The organism is Microbacterium sp. APC 3901 (assembly GCF_030407765.1).
GTDB lineage: Bacteria > Actinomycetota > Actinomycetes > Actinomycetales > Microbacteriaceae > Microbacterium.
Map to the genome: position 1 here is coordinate 31,066 of NZ_JASDCU010000005.1, position 16,808 is coordinate 47,873.

Genomic DNA, 16,808 nt, shown 5'->3' on the forward strand with positions numbered 1-16,808 from the left:
CCATGGCCCGTTCGGACGATTCCGTCTCTCTCTCCGCGCTGGCCAGGCTGGGGTTCGCCGAGCTCAGTGAGGCGGCGGCGAACCTCAGCGAGCTCGCGACGCTGATCGGTGTCGAGCGATCGCTCCTGCTCGGCGAAGCCGACGGAGCCGACCCCGATGCAGCGGTCGAGGGGATGCTGCGCGTGGCGAGGCGCGATCCGGCTCCCCTTGCGGCGCTGTTCTCCGACGCTCAGTCGCGCAGGCGCGTGTGGCGGGTGTTCGGCGCATCCCAAGGTTTCGCGGACTTCTTCCTGAGACACCCCCGCGAGATCGCGGTGCTGGGCGAGCCGACGGACGAGTTGCCATCGGCAGACCAACTGCGCGAGCGGATGCTGGATGCGGTTCGCGCCCGCGACGGTTTGGCAGAGTCCGGAGACGATGCGGCGGTGGTGACGCTTCGTGTCGCCTACCGGCGCAACCTCGCGGCGATCGCCGCGTTCGACCTCACGTCGTACAGTCCCGTTCGCATCGTCGGCGACGTCGCCGCAGCGCTGGCCGACATCGCCGGCGCGGCGCTGGAGGCAGCCCTCGCGGTCGCTCGTCGACGGCTCGTCGACACGATGAGCCACGAGCAGGTCGCCGCCACGCAGCTCGCGATCATCGGTATGGGCAAGGCCGGCGCACGCGAGCTGAACTACGTCAGCGACGTCGACGTGATCTTCGTGGGGGGAACTGCAGACGAAGAGCTCGTCTCCGAATCGAAGGCGATCGACATCGCGACGCGCCTTGCCAGAGAGACGATGCGCGGCCTGAGCGGCATCGAGGTCGAACCGCCGCTCTGGGAGGTCGATGCTGCCCTCCGTCCAGAGGGCAAACAGGGCGCGCTGGTGCGATCACTCGGCTCGCATCTGGCGTACTACGACCGCTGGGCCAAGAGCTGGGAGTTCCAGGCGCTGCTGAAGGCGCGACCTCTCGCGGGCGATCCAGACCTCGGCGCCGAGTACATCGCCGCGGTGCAGCCCAAGGTCTTCTCCAGCGCCGCGCGTGAGAACTTCGTCGACAGTGTGCAGCGCATGCGCGAGCGGGTCATGGAGCACATCGATCCCGAGGATGCGCCGTACCAGCTCAAGCTGGGATCCGGTGGCCTGCGGGACATCGAGTTCACCGTGCAGCTCCTGCAGCTCGTGCACGGCCTCACCGACCCGCGCCTGCGCACGCGCGGCACGCTGGAGAGCCTCGATGCCCTCGTCGAGGGCGGCTACATCGGTCGGGCCGAGGCAGCGTCGTTCGCAGACGACTACTGCGTGCTGCGGCTGATGGAGCACAGACTGCAGCTGAGGGAGCTCAGCCGCACCCATCTGATGCCTCGCACTCCCGCCGGCCTGCGGGTGCTGGCTCGCAGCACGGGTCTCGGCGAATCCGGCGAGGCGATCTGGGCTCGATGGGAGAGCACTCGGCGGGAGGTGCGCGACATCCACACCCGGCTGTTCTACCGTCCTCTTCTGAGCGCCGTGGCCTCACTGCCCGAAGAGGAGCGCACCCTGTCGACCGCGCAGGCGCACGATCGGCTCATGGCCATCGGCTTCCGCGACCCGGCCGGTGCTCTGCGGCACATCGGCGCGCTCACGACGGGGTTGAGTCGCAAGGCGACCATCCAGCGGCACCTGATGCCCGTGATGGTCCGCTGGTTCGCCGACGGCAGTGATCCCGACTACGCGCTGATCGCGTTCCGTCGCATCAGCGAGCGCCTCGGTGACACCCCCTGGTTCCTCAGGATGCTGCGGGATTCGTCTGGCGCCGCCGAGAGTCTCACACGGCTGCTGTCGTCGTCGCGCTACGTCGGCGAACTCATGGAATGGATCCCGGAGTCCGTCGCCTGGCTCGACAGCAGCGAGCTGCTGCGCCCGCGAAGCGGGGCCGCCCTCGACGAGGAGGCCAGGGCGATCCAGACACGCCACAAGAACGTGGGTGACGCACTGCAGGCGGTGCGAGCGCTCCGACGTCGAGAGCTCCTGCGCACGGCGATGGGCGGAGTCCTCGACGTGCTCTCGATCGAGCAGATCGCGACCTCGCTCACCGAGATCACCGACGCCACGATCCAGGCCGCGCTGCGCGCGGTTCGGCGTGAGATCGTCCCCGCCGAGGATGAGGCGCTCGACTTCGCGGTGATCGGCATGGGGCGGTTCGGGGGAGCGGAGCTGGGATTCGGCTCGGACGCCGACATCCTCTACGTGTACGACGCGAACGGCGTCGACCCTCAGCGAGCGCAGTCGCTCGCGACGCGCATCGTGGCAGGGCTCCGGGAGCACCTGACCGATCATCGGGTGCCGCTCGATCTCGATGCCGATCTCCGACCGGAGGGGCGCAACGGCCCCGTGGTGCGGTCGATCGAGGCCTATGCGGAGTACTACCGGCGCTGGTCGCTCTCGTGGGAGGCGCAGGCGCTGCTGCGGGCACGCGGAGTGGCGGGGAGCACCACTCTCATCGCGAAGTTCACGGCTCTTGCCGACAGCATCCGCTATCCCGCGGAGATCGATCTGCAGGGCACCCGTGAGATCAAGCGGATCAAGGCGCGGGTCGAGGGCGAGCGGCTGCCGCAGGGAGTGGATCCGCGTCGTCATCTCAAACTCGGCCCTGGCACGCTCAGCGATGTCGAGTGGCTGGTGCAGCTTCTGCAATTGCAGCACGCGCACGACGTCCCGGAGCTGCGGACCACGTCGACCCTCACGGCCCTCGGGGCAGCCGTCGACGCGGGATTCGTGCCGGCCGAAGCCGCCGATCTCCTCCGCGCCGCATGGCTGCTGTCGAGCCGCCTGCGCTCCGCGATCACCCTCTACACGGGCAAGACGAGCGACGTGCTGCCGACGGATCCGCGCGACCTCGATGCGATCGGTCGACTGCTCGGATACCCCGACCGCTCGGCGAGCGTGCTCGACGACGACTACCTGGGAGTCACGAGGCGTGCGCGCCGGGCATTCGAGCAGCTCTTCTACGGCTAGCCTGTCTTCATGACGATCTCGAAGCTCGGTGTGATCTGGAACCCGTCCAAGGTCGACGGGGATTCGCTGCGCGATGCCGTCGCCGCGACCTTCGTCTCGGACGGCGTCGAGACGCCCGTCGAGTGGTGGGAGACCAGCATCGAGGACCCGGGTCGAGGCATGGCCGCCGAGGCCGTGGACGCAGGCTGCGACGTGGTGATCGCGGTCGGTGGAGACGGCACCGTCCGGGCTGTCGCGGAATCGTTGGCGGGCACGGACTCCGCGCTCGGCATCGTGCCGCAGGGCACCGGCAACCTGCTCGCGCGCAATCTCGAGATCCCCTTGAATGACATCCCCGCGGCGCTGGCTCGCGTCCGCGACGGCGAGCCGCAGCGGATCGACATGGGCTGGGTCGATCACGACGGCACCGAGCATGCATTCGTGGTGATGGTCGGCTTCGGCATCGACGCGCAGATGCTGGTGGAGACCGACGAAGATCTGAAGAACCGTGCCGGATGGATCGCATACGTGGAGGCGATGGGGCGTGCCCTCGCCGGCACGGAGATGACCGACATCACGCTCACACTCGACGATCAGGAACCGCAGGCTCTTCGCGGCCACACGATGCTGATCGGCAACTGCGGCATGGTCCAGGGCGGCATCCGTCTTCTGCCCGACGCCGTGCTCGATGACGGGCTGCTCGACATGCTGCTCGTGAGTGCCGATGGGCCCTTGCAGTGGCTCGACACCGTCCGCGCCTTCGTCTGGGAGAACGGCATCCGCCGCATGATGGGCAATGTCGATACTGCCGTGAGCACCGACTCGACGACCCACATCTCCGCTGAGCGAGTGCGAGTGCAGCTGGCGTCGCCGCAGACGTTCGAGATCGACGGAGAAGAGGTCGGAGCGATCTCCGACTTCACCGTGCGGGTTCAGCCCGCAGCTCTCACCGTTCGCTGAGAGTGCCCGGCGGGACGACCTTGCTGTCCTGCGTCGGGAAGACCACCTTCTGCACGATGATGATGATGCTGGCCGCGACCGGGATGGCGACGAGAGCACCGAGGATCCCGCCGAGCGCGCCGCCGGCGATGGCCGCGATCACGACGAGAGCACCGGGAACGGCAACCGCCTTGTTCATGATCCGCGGCGAGAGCACGTAGGCCTCGATCTGCATGTAGACGAGGTAGTAGCCGAACGCGATGAGCGCGGTGATCGGGCTCGCGATGAGGCAGATCAATGAGTTGATGATCGATGCGCTCAGAGTTCCGACGAGCGGGATCAATGATCCGATGAAGGCGATCAGCGCGAGCAGCGCCGGCACCGGGGCCCCGATGATGCTCAGCACGATGAGGCTCAGGATGCCGTTGATCAGCGCGAGGCTCGCCTGTCCCATCACGTAGCGACCGACGGCGCCTGAGACGTCTTCGAGCAGTCCTCCGAAGGTCTCGCGCTGGTACGAGGGCACGAACCGCACTGCGACGCGCTTCATGCTGCGCAGCGAGGCCATGAAGTACAGGGTCAGGATGAGCACGATGGTGATGCCGGTGAAGCCACCGGCGATGCCGGCACCGACCGCGAAGACGCCGCCGCTGATGTTCAGGATGTTGCCCGGATCCTGGACGAAGCTCAGCACTCCCTGAGCCGCATCGTCGAACGTGGAGCCGAACTGCTCGCTCACGTCCTTGAACCAGGCGCTGGCCATGAAGTCCTCGACCATCCGGGGGCCGTCCTGGATCAGATTGGTCACCTGTTCGACGAGGAGCGGGATGATCGCGAGGATGATCCCCGCGAAGGCCAGGATCACGATGGAGACCACGATCGCGACTGCGGCCGGACGGGGAAGTCGACGCTCGATGAACGACACGATCGGGTCGAGACCGAGAGCCAGGAAGAGCGCGACTCCGATGTAGACCAGCACGGTCGCGAGCTGATTGACGATTCCGCCGAGCAGCAGTGCGACCAGCACGCCGAGCGCCCCGAGGAGGCCGAACATGAAGGGGTTGATCCGGGCGATAGCTGCAGCCGCGGTCTTGGGCTGAGCCGGGGGAGTCTCGGTCGTGTGGACCTTCTTCGGCTGCAGCCTGTCGTTCTTGCGGCGCATGATGGCCCCTCGCTTATGTTCGTTCGGACCCCTCAGTTGACCAGTCGGTGCAGGGGAAAGCAAGCGCGACACGGTCATGCCCGTTGTGGTGTATGGCGTGTTGAATGTCGGATGCCTGTGGCATCGTGCACGTATGGATGCGCTGACTCTCAGACCTTGGTCTGCCGGTGATCTTGAGCTGCTGCGTATGGCGAACACGCCGGAGATGACGGCCCATCTGAACGGCATCGAGAGCGAGCATCAGCTGCTCGACCGGAACGCGCGCTACCTGCGCCTGTGGGAGGCAGGAGAGGCGAGGATGTTCGTCATCGCAGACGAGCACGGATGCTCGCTCGGTTCGATCGGCTTCTGGAACGTCGAGTGGCGCGGCGAGCCGGCGTTCGAGACAGGGTGGTTCGTTCTTCCCGAGGCGCAGGGGAGAGGTGTGGCATCTCGTGCTCTCGGACCGATGCTCGATGAGGCGAGGCAGCACCGTGCCGGGCGGAGGTTCGGGACAGCATTCCCGTCCGTCGAGAACGCGGGCTCGAACGGAATCTGTCGACGCGCCGGATTCGAGCTGGTAGGCACCGTCACCGACGACTTCCGTGGCGCGGCCCTGATGATGAACGAGTGGGTGCTGGACCTCAGCGGCTGAGTGCGCGGACGTGCCCTACTCGGGCTTCTTCATCGAGTTCTCGGGCGCCTCGGAGTTCTCGTGTGATTCGGTCATGTGCAGGACCATATGTCAGCGATCGACTGCCCGCATCCCCTCACGACGGAACCGCTGCATGAGGCGGTGACGCAGGAAGACGAGAACGCCCCCGAGCCGCGGCTCGGGGGCGTTCTCGGTGACTCCGCGGGTCAGACGCCGAAGTACAGCTCGTACTCGAACGGGTGCGGGCGCTGAGCCATCGGCAGGATCTCGTTCTCGTACTTGTACGAGATCCAGGTCTCGATGAGCTCCTCGGTGAACACGCCGCCTTCGAGGAGGAACTGGTGGTCGGCCTTCAGCGCCTCGAGCGAGTCCAGCAGGGAGTTCGGAACCTGCGGGATGTTCTTGGCCTCCTCGGGGGGAAGCTCGTAGAGGTCCTTGTCGACGGGCTCGTGCGGCTCGATGCGGTTCTTGATGCCGTCGAGTCCTGCCATGAGCTGCGCCGCGAACGCGAGGTACGGGTTTCCCGATGCATCCGGCGCGCGGAACTCGATGCGCTTGGCCTTCGGGTTGGAGCCCGTGATCGGGATGCGGATCGCAGCCGAGCGGTTGCCGGCCGAGTACACCAGGTTGACCGGCGCCTCGAAGCCCTTCACCAGACGGTGGTAGCTGTTCAGGGTCGGGTTGGTGAACGCGAGCACGGCCGGAGCATGTGCGAGCAGTCCGCCGATGTACCAGCGAGCGATGTCGCTGAGCTGGCCGTATCCGGCCTCGTCGTAGAACAGCGGCTTGCCGTCGTTCCACAGCGACTGGTGTGTGTGCATTCCCGAGCCGTTGTCGCCGTACAGCGGCTTCGGCATGAAGGTGGCGACCTTGCCCCACTCTTCCGCGGTGTTCTTGACGATGTACTTGAACTTCAGGATGTCGTCCGCCGAGTGCACCATGGTGTCGAAGCGGTAGTTGATCTCCTGCTGGCCGGCGGTGCCGACCTCGTGGTGCGAGCGCTCGAGGATGAACCCGGCGTCGATCAGCTTCAGGGTGATGTCGTCGCGCAGGTCAGCGGTCTTGTCGACCGGGCTGACGGGGAAGTAACCGCCCTTGTACGGGGTCTTGTTGGCGAGGTTTCCGCCCTCTTCTTCGCGACCGGTGTTCCACGCGGCCTCTTCGGAGTCGACCTTGTAGAAGCTCTCGCCGGCGGTCACCGAGTAGCGCACGTCGTCGAAGATGTAGAACTCTGCCTCGGGGGCGAAGACCGCGGTGTCGGCGATGCCGGTCGATGCGAGGTACTTCTCGGCCTTCTTGGCGACCTGACGCGGGTCCTTCGAGTAGATCTCACCCGTGCGCGGGTTGTAGATGTCGAACACCATGACCAGGGTGCTCGCCTCGCGGAAGGGGTCGACGTAGGCCGTGGTCACGTCCGGGATGAGCTGCATGTCGGACTCGTGGATGCTCGCGAAACCGCGGATCGAGGAGCCGTCGAACAGCTGGCCGTTGACGAAGAAGTCCTCATCGACAGTGGACGCCGGGATGTTGAAGTGCTGCTGGACACCAGGGAGATCAGTGAATCGGATGTCAAGGAACTTGACGTCGTTCTCCTTGATGTAGGTCAGCACCTCGGACGAATCTTTGAACATGTACGACTCCTGGATTGCGGATCGATGGCTTCACGGCCATTGTGCACAGTACGTGCGGGGCGTTACCCCACGGTATCCGCTTTGTTTCCGGGATGTTACGCGCCGGTAGGCTGGATACGTGACGGATGCTGTGAACACGTACCCCGGAGAACGACTCGGAATGCCGCAGACGGGGACGGGCAGCATCGCCCGCCCTGGGCGGCGGATCGGGGCGCTCCTCATCGACTACGTCGCAGCGACGATCATCGCTACGGGCTTCCTCGGGTACGACCAGTTCGCATTGCCCGGGGAGGCGGGCCTGACGATGTTCGCCCCGATGGCCGTGTTCGCCCTGCTGCAGATCCTGTTCATCCCGACAGCGGGCGGCAGTCCCGGGCACCGCATCCTCGGCATGCGCGTCGTGCGCCTCGGCGGTGGCTGGGTGGGTGTGTGGCGACCGATCGTACGCACACTGCTCATCGTCGTCGTGATCCCGGCGGTCATCTGGGATGCCGACCAGCGCGGAATCCACGACAAGGTGACCGGACTCGTTCTCATCCGCGCCTGACGCGGCTCACTCCTTGCCGCGGTTGCGGCGTCTCGCTTCGCGCGGTGCGCGACCTCCGAGGAATGACCGCGCTGGGTCGACGACATAACCCTGTCGCAGGGCCTCGCGTCCGATGAGCATCCGGAAACCCATCTCATCTCGGTTGCTCAGCGTCACCTCCGCGAGCACCTCTCGGTCGTGCAGACGGATGAGCATCTCGACGACGAGTCGCTCCTGCGCGTGACCCGAAGAGCTGCGCACGGCGCGGCGGTCGTGCACGGGGGATTCGACGATCACGGCGTCCTCCTGGCTGTCCTGCCAGGGCTTCACCCGGAACCGAACCCACGACACGCCGTCTCGCTCGAACTCCTGGATCTGAAATGCATGCAGCGAGGAGGTCCGGGCGCCCGTGTCGATCTTGGCTTTGAGCCAGTCCACGCCGAGATCGGGCAGGCTCACCCATTCTCGCCACCCGATAAGGGTGTTTGAATGGGATGACTTACTCACCCGACCATCCTGGCAGGAAAACCCCCGTGAAGATCGCAGTGCTCTCCCGCGCGCCGCAGGCGTACTCCACCCAAAGGCTGCGCGCCGCCGCGCTCCAGCGAGGTCATACCGTCAAGGTGCTCAACACGCTGCGATTCGCGATCGATCTCACGGCCGACGAGCCGGACCTGCATTACCGAGGTCGGCAGCTCAGCGACTATGACGCGATCCTGCCCCGGATCGGCAACTCGATCACCTACTTCGGCACCGCGGTGGTCCGCCAGTTCGAGCAGATGGACGTGTACACGCCGAACACGGCGAACGGCATCTCGAGCGCGCGCGACAAGCTCCGCGCGAACCAGATCCTCTCCCGTCACAACATCGCGATGCCGCCCACGGCCTTCGTGCGCAATCGCGCGGACGTGCGGCCGGCTATCGAGAGGGTCGGCGGTGCTCCCGTCGTCATCAAGCTCCTCGAGGGCACGCAGGGGATCGGCGTCATCCTCGCACCGCAGGTGAAAGTGGCCGAGGCGATCATCGAGACCCTCCACTCGACCAATCAGAACGTGCTCATCCAGAAGTTCATCTCCGAGAGCCGCGGACGAGACATCCGGGCGCTCGTGGTGGGTGACCGCGTGGTGGCGGCGATGCGACGTTCGGCAGCCGGAGACGAGTTCCGCTCCAATGTGCACCGCGGCGGCTCCGTCGAAGCCGTCGAGCTCGACCCCATCTACGAACGCGCGGCTGTGCGCTCGGCGCAGATCATGGGCCTTCGGGTCGCCGGCGTCGACATGCTGGAGGGTGACGACGGCCCGCTGGTCATGGAGGTCAACTCGTCGCCGGGACTGCAGGGCATCGAGACGGCCACCAAGCTCGACGTCGCCGGAGCGATCATCGACTACATCGCAGGACAGGTGGCGTTCCCCGAGATCGATGTGCGCCAGCGCCTGACGGTCTCGACAGGCTATGGCGTCGCCGAGCTGATGGTGCACGGCGCGGTCGACCTCGTCGGCAAGACGCTCGGCGAGGCAGGGCTCTGGGAGCGAGACATCACGGTGCTCACGCTGCACCGCGGCGTCTCCGTCATCCCCAACCCGCGCAAGCATGTCGTGCTCGAGGCCGACGATCGGCTCTTCTGCTTCGGCAAACTCGACGAGATGAGATCGATGGTGCCCGAGCGTCGGAGGCGCCGCGCCAAGGTCCGCCGCCTTCCGCGTCAGCCGCTCTCGGAGTGAGACGACGAAGCGCGGCCGCCCTCGCAAGAGGCACGGCCGCGCTTCGTCGTATGGAAAGCGTCAGATCAACGCGGGCGCTGTGCCCTGACCTTGGTGGGGTCGATGCCCTTCGGGATCGGCAGCGACGAGATCGACTGCGATACGGACTCGATGCGTCGGATGACAGCGCCCATCGTGGCCTTGTCGATGACCTTCGGAAGCTTCTTGATGGTCTTGGCGAGGTCGGCGATGGCGACATCGTCATCGCCGTGGCCGACGTAGAGCACGGTGACAGGCACGCCGTGCGCGACGCGTGCGGCCTTGCTGCGCTCGTCGTTGACGAGGCGGGTCAGGCGCCCTCGCGAGCCTTCTCCGACGACGACGACGCCGCCGCGTCCGACCGTGCGATAGACGGCGTCCTGCGTCTTCGGGTTGATTCCCACCGGGGTCTCGGAACCCTGCCAGTTGCGGCCGAGGCTGGTGCTGAGCACGTGGCCCGTGGCGCCGGGCATCCCGTCGATCTTCTGGTACATCGCAGAGGTCGACAGACGCGTCATCAGGAACATCGCGCCCAGCAGACCGAGCATCAGACCCGAGATGCCCCAGAGGATCAGGGTCCACACCTGGAACGGCGGGATGAGGTAGCCGACGATGAGGCCGACGAGCACACCGATGATCAGCAGCGCGATCTGAGCCCAGGGCAGCCAGGGGTAGATCTCCCTCGTGAACTTGAAGAGGGACTTGATCTGGGAGAAGAACCCCGGACGCTTCTCGGGCGCGGACGTGCGGTTTGCCATGTGCATAAGAATACCGACTCCGGGAGGCGCGCATGGCGTCCGTTCGCGTCAGGCGGATTCCAGGTGTCGTCCTTCTCTGCACAGGTCGCCGATCCCCGCGGATGCGTCCACATCGCTCCTCCCGAGCACACCCGATTCGCGCGATGCGCTGACATGGGACGATGGGACACACGGAAGCGCGACCGCGAGGGCCGGTGCTCGTGCCCGGGGCTCATCGTGCGATCAGGAAGATCGACGCGGGTGAAGGGCCCTATGCGGGCACGCTGGTCACCCGAGACGGGTCAGTGGCGGTGCAGGTCGACGCTGAGGCGATCAGCGGCTGGGCAGGGTGGGAGCACGCGGGCGACGATCACGTCGCCGCACCGCTCGACATCGTGCGGCGATCCGACGGGCATGATGTGCTTCTGCCGTGGTGCACCGAGCGCGTCTCCGCGTTCTTTGGCCGCCGGGCCGCAGCCGGCGCCGTGCTCGCTGCCGGAGAGACGACGACTCTGGTGGCCAGCATTCTGCGCGGGCTGGGTGAACTCACGAGAGCCGAGGGGCAGGAGGAGACAGGCGAGTGGTGGCTCACGGACGACGGACGACCGATATTCGTGATCGGCGCGGGCGAGACTGCGCGAGCGGCGACTGCGGGTCTCGTGGCTCGGCTCCGGAGGGACAGTGCGGATCGCGCACTCACTCGCCTGCTCATCGTGGTCGAGGAGGGACTGAGAGCGGACACCGCGAGACCGGGGATGCCGGCGCGACAGCTCGAGAAGTGGGAGGCGGAGCTGTGTGACACGGCCGCTCCGAAACCGCTGAGACGGGATGTGCATGCGCCCGAGCTGGCGAGGGATGTTGATGCGGCGGGCCGCGCGGTCGTCGTGCGGCCCGACGCGCGGAGTCGGTTGCGAAGCCGCGGGTCGCTTCCACGGGGGGCCGGCGGAGTCGTCGCGCTGTCGACGCGCTTCGATGCAAGGCTCGTGCATCGCCTCGGCGACTGGCGAGCCGCGCTCGTCCGCCGGATCGAGCGCCGAACCCGGCGCAGCGGTGTCGGGGTGCCCATCCGTCGAGAGAAGGCTGCCGACGTGAACGCCGCCGCCCCGGACGGCCGCGACCCCGTGAGACGCGGTCGGCGAACGATCGTCGCCGCGGCGGCCGCCGCCGTTGTGCTCGCAGGCGGCCTTCTCTGGCCAGGTGGAGCGACGGGTGAGCCCGACGGGAGAGGTCCGACCGCCGTCCCGGAGAGCACTCCCCGTGCGTCGGACGTCGACCGCCTCACCGCCGATCCGTCGACGACGTCGTCGCCGTCTTCACCGGAGCCGGATCAGGTGCCGGATGCGGTGACACGGGGGGAGGGATCGCCGCGCGACGGATCTGAATCCGCGGATCCCGTCGAGGCGGCGCAGGCGCTCATCGGCGCGATCAGCATCTGCGCGGAGAACGACGACAAGGTCTGCGACGGTGCAGTGGCTCAGGGGTCCACCGCAGTCGTGGATGCGCTGGGCGGGGGCCGAGGTGAAGCGCTGCAGCTCGAACCGGTGGATGAGTACGGAGACGTCGCTGTGATCCGAGCGTCTCCGCCCCACGGCAGAGTCGACGGAGCGGTGGCCGATGACGGGGAGCGAATGGTCGTGCTCGTCCGCGTGGCAGAGAAATGGCTGGTCCGCGACGTGTACGACGTCGCGGACCAGCCAGGATGATGCTGCGGTCAGGCTCCGAGCTGAGCGGCGAACTGCGCCGACTCGAGGCGGGCCTTCACTGCGCCGAGGAAGCGGGCGGCGTCAGCTCCGTCGATGATGCGGTGGTCGTACGAGAGCGCGAGGTACACGTACGAGCGGACGGCGATCGCATCCGCGCCGCCGACCTTGACCAGACCGGGGCGCTTGACGACCGTTCCGGTGCCGAGGATGGCCGACTGCGGAAGGAACACGACCGGCGTGTCGAACAGCGCGCCACGCGAACCCGTGTTGGTCAGCGTGAACGTGCCACCGGCGAGCTCGTCGGGCTTCAGCTTGTTGTCGCGCGTGCGTGCTGCGAGATCAGCGATCTCGTGCGCGATCTCGGCGATGTTCTTGGACGCCGCGTCGCGCAGCACCGGCGTGAGCAGGCCACGCTCGGTGTCGACCGCGATCGACACGTTCTCGGACTCCGGGTAGACGATGTTCTCACCGTCGACCGTGGCGTTCACGATCGGGAACGCGCGCAGGGCCTCCGCGGCAGCCAGAGCGAAGAACGGCAGGAAGGACAGCTTGTCGCCGGTCTTCTCGAGGAACGAGCCCTTGACGCTGTCGCGGTACTCCGCAAGAGCGGTCACATCGACCTCGACGACCGTCGTGAGCTGAGCCGTCTGCTGCATCGACTCGACGGCGCGCTTGGCGAGAACCTTGCGCAGGCGCGACATCGGCTGAGTGGTGCCGCGCAGGGGCGAGACCTCGAGCGGAGCGGGGGCAGCAGGAGCCGCGGCCGCAGCCGGCGCGGACGACGCGCTCTCGGCGGCCTTCAGCACGTCTTCCTTGCGGATGCGTCCTCCGACACCGGTGCCGGTGACGCTCGCGAGGTCGACGCCCTGCTGCGAAGCCAGACGGCGCACGAGCGGGGTCACGTACAGGTTGTCGCTCTCGGTGGGGAGAGACAGCTTCTGCTCGGCCTGAGCCGGAGCCGCCGCGGCGCCGCCGGTGGCCTGCTCAGGAGCTGCCTGCGCGGGAGCCGCAACGGGCGCCTCAGCGGCAGGTCGCTCTGCGGGCTTGTCGACGGGGGCCTCCGAGACGGATTCCTTCGCCTCGGGAGCTTCTGCGGCAGCCGGCTGCGCGGCGGGGGCCGGAGCCTCTGCGGCGGGGGCGGTCGGAGCAGCACCGGAACCGACTCGAGCGAGCACTGCGCCCACCTCTACGGTCTCGTCTTCGCCTGCGACGATCTCCTGCAGCACGCCCGCGACGGGAGACGGGATCTCGGTGTCGACCTTGTCGGTCGAGATCTCGAGCAGGGCCTCGTCGACCTCGACGGTGTCGCCGATCTGCTTGAGCCAGCGCGTCACGGTGCCTTCGGTGACGCTCTCGCCGAGTTCGGGGAGGACGATGTCGGTGGCGTCGCCTGAGGGTGCGGCGGCGGGCGCTGCCTCGTCGGCTGCGGGCGCGGCGGCCTCCGGCTCTGCAGGGGCCTCTGCCTGCGGCGCGGCCGGCTCAGCGGACTCTTCTGCAGCGGGTGCGGCGGCCGCGGGAGCGTCCTCTGCCGGAGCAGATGCGCTGCCGTCGCCGATGCGCGCGAGCAGCGCGCCGACCTCGATGGTCTCGTCCTCGGCGACGAGGATCTCCTCGATGACACCGGTGACAGGCGAGGGGATCTCGGTGTCGACCTTGTCGGTCGAGATCTCGAGCAGGCCCTCATCCGCCTGAACAGTGTCTCCCACCTGCTTGAGCCAGCGGGTGACGGTACCCTCTGTGACGCTCTCGCCGAGAGGGGGGAGGACGACGGATGTGCTCATGACTGAGTCTCCTTCAAGAAGTTAAATGACGCGTGACTAGCTTAGTGAACTGTTCACCGGTTGGTGTTCAGAGGGCGTGCAACGGCTTTCCCGCGAGGGCGAGGAAGGCTTCTCCGAGTGCCTCGCTCTGCGTGGGATGCGCGTGGATCAGGGGAGCGATGTCCTCGGGGTGGGCTTCCCACGCGACGGCCAGCTGGCCCTCCGTGATGAGCTCGCCCACACGGTCGCCCAGCAGGTGGACGCCGATGACAGGGCCGTCCTTGAGCCGGACGACCTTCACGAGCCCGCCGGTGCCGATGATCTCGCTCTTGCCGTTTCCGGCGAGGTTGTACTCGTAGGCCACGACGGAGTCTGCGCCGTGCTCGGCGACGGCAGCGTCTTCCGTGACACCGACGGAGGCGACCTCCGGGCTCGAGTAGGTGACCTTCGGGATCTGGATGTCGGGGACGTTCACCGGTGACAGCCCGGCGATGCGCTCTGCGACGGCGATGCCCTGCTGGAATCCGCGGTGCGCGAGCTGCAGACCGGGCGTGATGTCGCCCACGGCCCACAGTCCGGGGACGCCGGTCCGGAGGTCGTCATCGACCGTGACGAAGCCGCGGTCGAGCGTCACCCCCGCCTCTTCGAAGCCGAGATCGGCCGTGACGGGTCCACGACCGACGGCGACGAGCAGGTAGTCCGCGGTGAACTCCTTGCCGTCCTCGAGCGTGACGGTGACCGAGCTGTCATCCTGAGTCGCGCTCTGGTAGCGGATGCCGAGGGAGTACTGGATTCCGCGACGCCGGAACGCCCTCTCGAGACCCTTGCTCATCGCGATGTCCTCATTCGGGACGAGATGCGGCAGCGCCTCGATGATCGTGACCTCGGTGCCGAACGACCGCCACACGCTCGCGAATTCGACGCCGATGACACCACCGCCGAGCACGAGCACACGCTCAGGGATCACATCGAGCGACAGCGCCTGCTCGCTGGTGAGGATCCGACCGCCGATCTCGAGTCCGGGGAGAGTGCGGCTGTAGGAGCCGGTGGCCAGCACCACGTCTGCGCCGACGTACACGTCGTCGCCCACGCTCACCGAGCGGTCGGGATTGAGGCGACCGAGGCCTGCGACGGTGGTGATGCCTCGAGCCTTCACCAACCCCTCGAGACCCTTGTACTTCTTCGCGACGATTCCTTCCCGGTAGGCGCGGACGCCTGCCGGATCGATCCTGTCCAGAGTCGCTGAGATGCCGACATGTGCAGCATCCCGCACGTGCTCGGCGACCTCTGCGGCGTGCAGCAGTGCTTTCGTCGGGATGCAGCCGCGGTGCAGGCACGTGCCGCCGACCTTGTCCTTCTCGATCAGCGCGACGGACTTGCCGAGCTCGCTCGCACGCAGAGCCGCGGCATACCCGCCGCTGCCTCCGCCCAGGACGACGATGTCGAAGGTGTGCGTGGTCATGGTCATGCCTCCTTGTGGGATGCTTCGGCGAACGCGATGATCGATCGGACCATCGCTCCTGTGGGGCCCTTGTCGGTGAAGCCGTACGGCGCACCGTTGTGCTCGCCGGAACCGGCGATGTCGAGATGCACCCAGGGGATGCGGGGCGCGTCCTTCTCGTCGGAGACGCGGCCGACGAATCGGCGCAGGAAGAGACCGGCGTACGAGGCTCCGCCCATGCGATCGCTCATGTTGGCGTTCTGCATGTCGGCGATGGGGGAGTCGAGCGAGTCCTCCATGTACGTCGGGAGCGGCATGTGCCATGCCAGTTCGTCGGCTGCGTCGGTCGCGGTGAGGAACTCGGCGACCGCGTCGTCGTCACCGAACACACCGGTGTGGCGGTGGCCGAGAGCCATCACGATCGCCCCGGTGAGGGTCGCGACGTCGATGATGACGTCGGGGTTCTCGCGGCTCGCGGCCACGAGACCGTCAGCCATGACCAGGCGGCCCTCGGCATCCGTGTTCGGGACCTCGACGGTCGTGCCGTCGAGGATGCGGATCACGTCGCCCGGGCGCAGCGCTCGCCCTGAGGGCATGTTGTCGGTGATGCAGAGCCACGCGGTGACGTGCGCGGGCAGCCCGAGTGCGGCGATCGCACGCACAGCGGCGGCACTCGTCGCGGCGCCCGCCATGTCGAACTTCATGCCCACCATCGAGGCGGCCGGCTTGAGCGAGAGTCCGCCGGTGTCGAACGTGATGCCCTTGCCGACGAGGGCGATGTGGCGTGTGGCGTTCGCAGGTGCGTAGTCGAGTCGCACGAGGCGTGGCGGCCTGTCGGAGCCCTGCGCGACACCGAGGATGCCGCCGAAGCCCTGCTCGGCGAGTGCGTCCTCGTCGAAGATCTCGACGGTGACGTCGGCCAGGCCCGCGACGCTGTCTGCCGCGCTCTGGGCGAGCTGAGCGGGGCTCTGCCATTCGGCGGGGACGAACACGAGGTCCTTGACCAGGGCCACGGCTTCGCCGACGGCGATCGACTTGGAGATGGCGGCGTCATCGAGCTCTGCGTGCAGCAGCACCGACGATGCACGGCTCTTGCCCGCATCCTTTCGGTAGCCGTCGAAGCGGTATCCGCCGAGCACTGCACCCTCTGCGGCGGCAGCCGCGAACTCCTCGAGGCCCGGAGTCAACGCGACGGACACCGTCTCGAACCCGGTCAGCGAGCGGAGCGCCGCACCCACCGCGTTGCGCACGGACCGGGCGTCCGGAGTGCGCCCGACGCCGACCACGGCGAGCGGCAGCGTCGTGACCTCAGGCGCGTAGGCGCGGGTGAAGGCGGACGCCGAACCCGTGAAGCCGATGCCCTGCAGCGAATCCGCGAGTCCGGGATAGTCATGCAGTGGCTCCGCCGAGTCCGAGATCTCGGGGATGACGAGCACTGCGGCGTCTGCAGCGCTTCCGGGGAAATGATCTGAGGTGCGCGAGAGCGCGGGAAGCGTCATGACTCCATCCTAGGTTGGTCGCGCGCGTGGCCGCCGAGCGTGTGTTCGCTCTCAGCTTGAAGGTCACCGCCCGGCCGTCC

Annotated in this window: 13 protein-coding genes; 6 read left to right on the plus strand and 7 right to left on the minus strand. The window is 67.4% G+C overall.

The features are described from left to right. Window positions 1-2: 2 nt before the first annotated feature. Together QMA07_RS05875 and QMA07_RS05880 are read left to right on the plus strand one after the other, a co-directional pair. The gene (locus tag QMA07_RS05875; RefSeq protein WP_290160566.1) at window positions 3-2,978 is read left to right on the plus strand and encodes a bifunctional [glutamine synthetase] adenylyltransferase/[glutamine synthetase]-adenylyl-L-tyrosine phosphorylase; all 2,976 of its coding nucleotides are present in this window, start codon (window positions 3-5) and stop codon (window positions 2,976-2,978) included. 9 nt (window positions 2,979-2,987) lie between these two features. After that, complete coding sequence (locus QMA07_RS05880) at window positions 2,988-3,917, plus strand: diacylglycerol kinase family protein (protein WP_290160567.1); 930 nt, start codon at window positions 2,988-2,990, stop codon at window positions 3,915-3,917. On the opposite strand, the gene QMA07_RS05885 is transcribed toward QMA07_RS05880, so the two are convergent. Beyond that, on the minus strand, window positions 3,904-5,058 hold the full coding sequence (locus QMA07_RS05885; RefSeq protein WP_290160568.1) for an AI-2E family transporter: 1,155 nt from the start codon (window positions 5,056-5,058) through the stop codon (window positions 3,904-3,906). The genes QMA07_RS05880 and QMA07_RS05885 overlap by 14 nt on opposite strands. Before the next feature lie 133 nt (window positions 5,059-5,191). On the opposite strand from QMA07_RS05885, the gene QMA07_RS05890 reads away from it, so the two are divergent. After that, on the plus strand, window positions 5,192-5,692 hold the full coding sequence (locus QMA07_RS05890) for a GNAT family N-acetyltransferase (RefSeq protein ID WP_290160569.1): 501 nt from the start codon (window positions 5,192-5,194) through the stop codon (window positions 5,690-5,692). Window positions 5,693-5,898: 206 nt separating this feature from the next. On the opposite strand, the gene glnA is transcribed toward QMA07_RS05890, so the two are convergent. Beyond that, on the minus strand, window positions 5,899-7,323 hold the full coding sequence (gene glnA / locus QMA07_RS05895) for a type I glutamate--ammonia ligase (protein WP_140037208.1): 1,425 nt from the start codon (window positions 7,321-7,323) through the stop codon (window positions 5,899-5,901). Window positions 7,324-7,483: 160 nt separating this feature from the next. On the opposite strand from glnA, the gene QMA07_RS05900 reads away from it, so the two are divergent. Then, window positions 7,484-7,870 carry an RDD family protein gene (locus QMA07_RS05900; protein ID WP_140038711.1) on the plus strand — a complete coding sequence of 129 codons (387 nt, stop codon included), beginning with the start codon at window positions 7,484-7,486 and terminating at the stop codon, window positions 7,868-7,870. 6 nt (window positions 7,871-7,876) lie between these two features. Here QMA07_RS05900 and QMA07_RS05905 read toward each other — a convergent pair whose 3' ends face one another. Next, a complete protein-coding gene (locus QMA07_RS05905) occupies window positions 7,877-8,356 on the minus strand; it encodes an ATP-dependent zinc protease (RefSeq protein WP_140037207.1) in 480 nt (159 codons plus the stop codon). A gap of 26 nt (window positions 8,357-8,382) precedes the next feature. Here QMA07_RS05905 and QMA07_RS05910 point away from each other — a divergent pair, with 26 nt between their 5' ends. Continuing rightward, entirely contained in the window at window positions 8,383-9,570 is a 1,188-nt protein-coding gene (locus QMA07_RS05910; protein WP_290160570.1) for a RimK family alpha-L-glutamate ligase, read from the plus strand. Between the two features lie 65 nt (window positions 9,571-9,635). On the opposite strand, the gene QMA07_RS05915 is transcribed toward QMA07_RS05910, so the two are convergent. Continuing rightward, window positions 9,636-10,346 carry a DUF4191 family protein gene (locus tag QMA07_RS05915; protein WP_290160571.1) on the minus strand — a complete coding sequence of 237 codons (711 nt, stop codon included), beginning with the start codon at window positions 10,344-10,346 and terminating at the stop codon, window positions 9,636-9,638. 161 nt (window positions 10,347-10,507) lie between these two features. Between QMA07_RS05915 and QMA07_RS05920 the strand changes: the two genes are divergently transcribed. Continuing rightward, complete coding sequence (locus QMA07_RS05920; protein ID WP_290160572.1) at window positions 10,508-12,028, plus strand: hypothetical protein; 1,521 nt, start codon at window positions 10,508-10,510, stop codon at window positions 12,026-12,028. A gap of 8 nt (window positions 12,029-12,036) precedes the next feature. Here QMA07_RS05920 and sucB read toward each other — a convergent pair whose 3' ends face one another. From sucB to QMA07_RS05935, 3 genes are all read right to left on the minus strand, one after another. Beyond that, the gene (sucB, locus tag QMA07_RS05925) at window positions 12,037-13,809 is read right to left on the minus strand and encodes a 2-oxoglutarate dehydrogenase, E2 component, dihydrolipoamide succinyltransferase (RefSeq protein WP_290160574.1); all 1,773 of its coding nucleotides are present in this window, start codon (window positions 13,807-13,809) and stop codon (window positions 12,037-12,039) included. A 67-nt stretch (window positions 13,810-13,876) separates the two neighbouring features. After that, on the minus strand, window positions 13,877-15,250 hold the full coding sequence (gene lpdA, locus QMA07_RS05930; RefSeq protein ID WP_290160575.1) for a dihydrolipoyl dehydrogenase: 1,374 nt from the start codon (window positions 15,248-15,250) through the stop codon (window positions 13,877-13,879). Window positions 15,251-15,252: 2 nt separating this feature from the next. Further along, window positions 15,253-16,728, minus strand: coding sequence for a leucyl aminopeptidase (locus tag QMA07_RS05935; protein WP_290160576.1), 1,476 nt, complete (start codon window positions 16,726-16,728; stop codon window positions 15,253-15,255). Window positions 16,729-16,808: the final 80 nt, after the last annotated feature.

Coding starts and splice junctions, on each gene's coding strand:
- QMA07_RS05875 (WP_290160566.1), top strand. CDS start 3: ATGGCCCGTTCGGACGATTCCGTCTCTCTCTCCGCGCTGGCCAGGCTG.
- QMA07_RS05880 (WP_290160567.1), top strand. CDS start 2,988: ATGACGATCTCGAAGCTCGGTGTGATCTGGAACCCGTCCAAGGTCGAC.
- QMA07_RS05885 (WP_290160568.1), bottom strand. CDS start 5,058: ATGCGCCGCAAGAACGACAGGCTGCAGCCGAAGAAGGTCCACACGACC.
- QMA07_RS05890 (WP_290160569.1), top strand. CDS start 5,192: ATGGATGCGCTGACTCTCAGACCTTGGTCTGCCGGTGATCTTGAGCTG.
- glnA (WP_140037208.1), bottom strand. CDS start 7,323: ATGTTCAAAGATTCGTCCGAGGTGCTGACCTACATCAAGGAGAACGAC.
- QMA07_RS05900 (WP_140038711.1), top strand. CDS start 7,484: ATGCCGCAGACGGGGACGGGCAGCATCGCCCGCCCTGGGCGGCGGATC.
- QMA07_RS05915 (WP_290160571.1), bottom strand. CDS start 10,346: ATGGCAAACCGCACGTCCGCGCCCGAGAAGCGTCCGGGGTTCTTCTCC.
- QMA07_RS05920 (WP_290160572.1), top strand. CDS start 10,508: ATGGGACACACGGAAGCGCGACCGCGAGGGCCGGTGCTCGTGCCCGGG.
- sucB (WP_290160574.1), bottom strand. CDS start 13,809: ATGAGCACATCCGTCGTCCTCCCCCCTCTCGGCGAGAGCGTCACAGAG.
- lpdA (WP_290160575.1), bottom strand. CDS start 15,250: ATGACCACGCACACCTTCGACATCGTCGTCCTGGGCGGAGGCAGCGGC.
- QMA07_RS05935 (WP_290160576.1), bottom strand. CDS start 16,728: ATGACGCTTCCCGCGCTCTCGCGCACCTCAGATCATTTCCCCGGAAGC.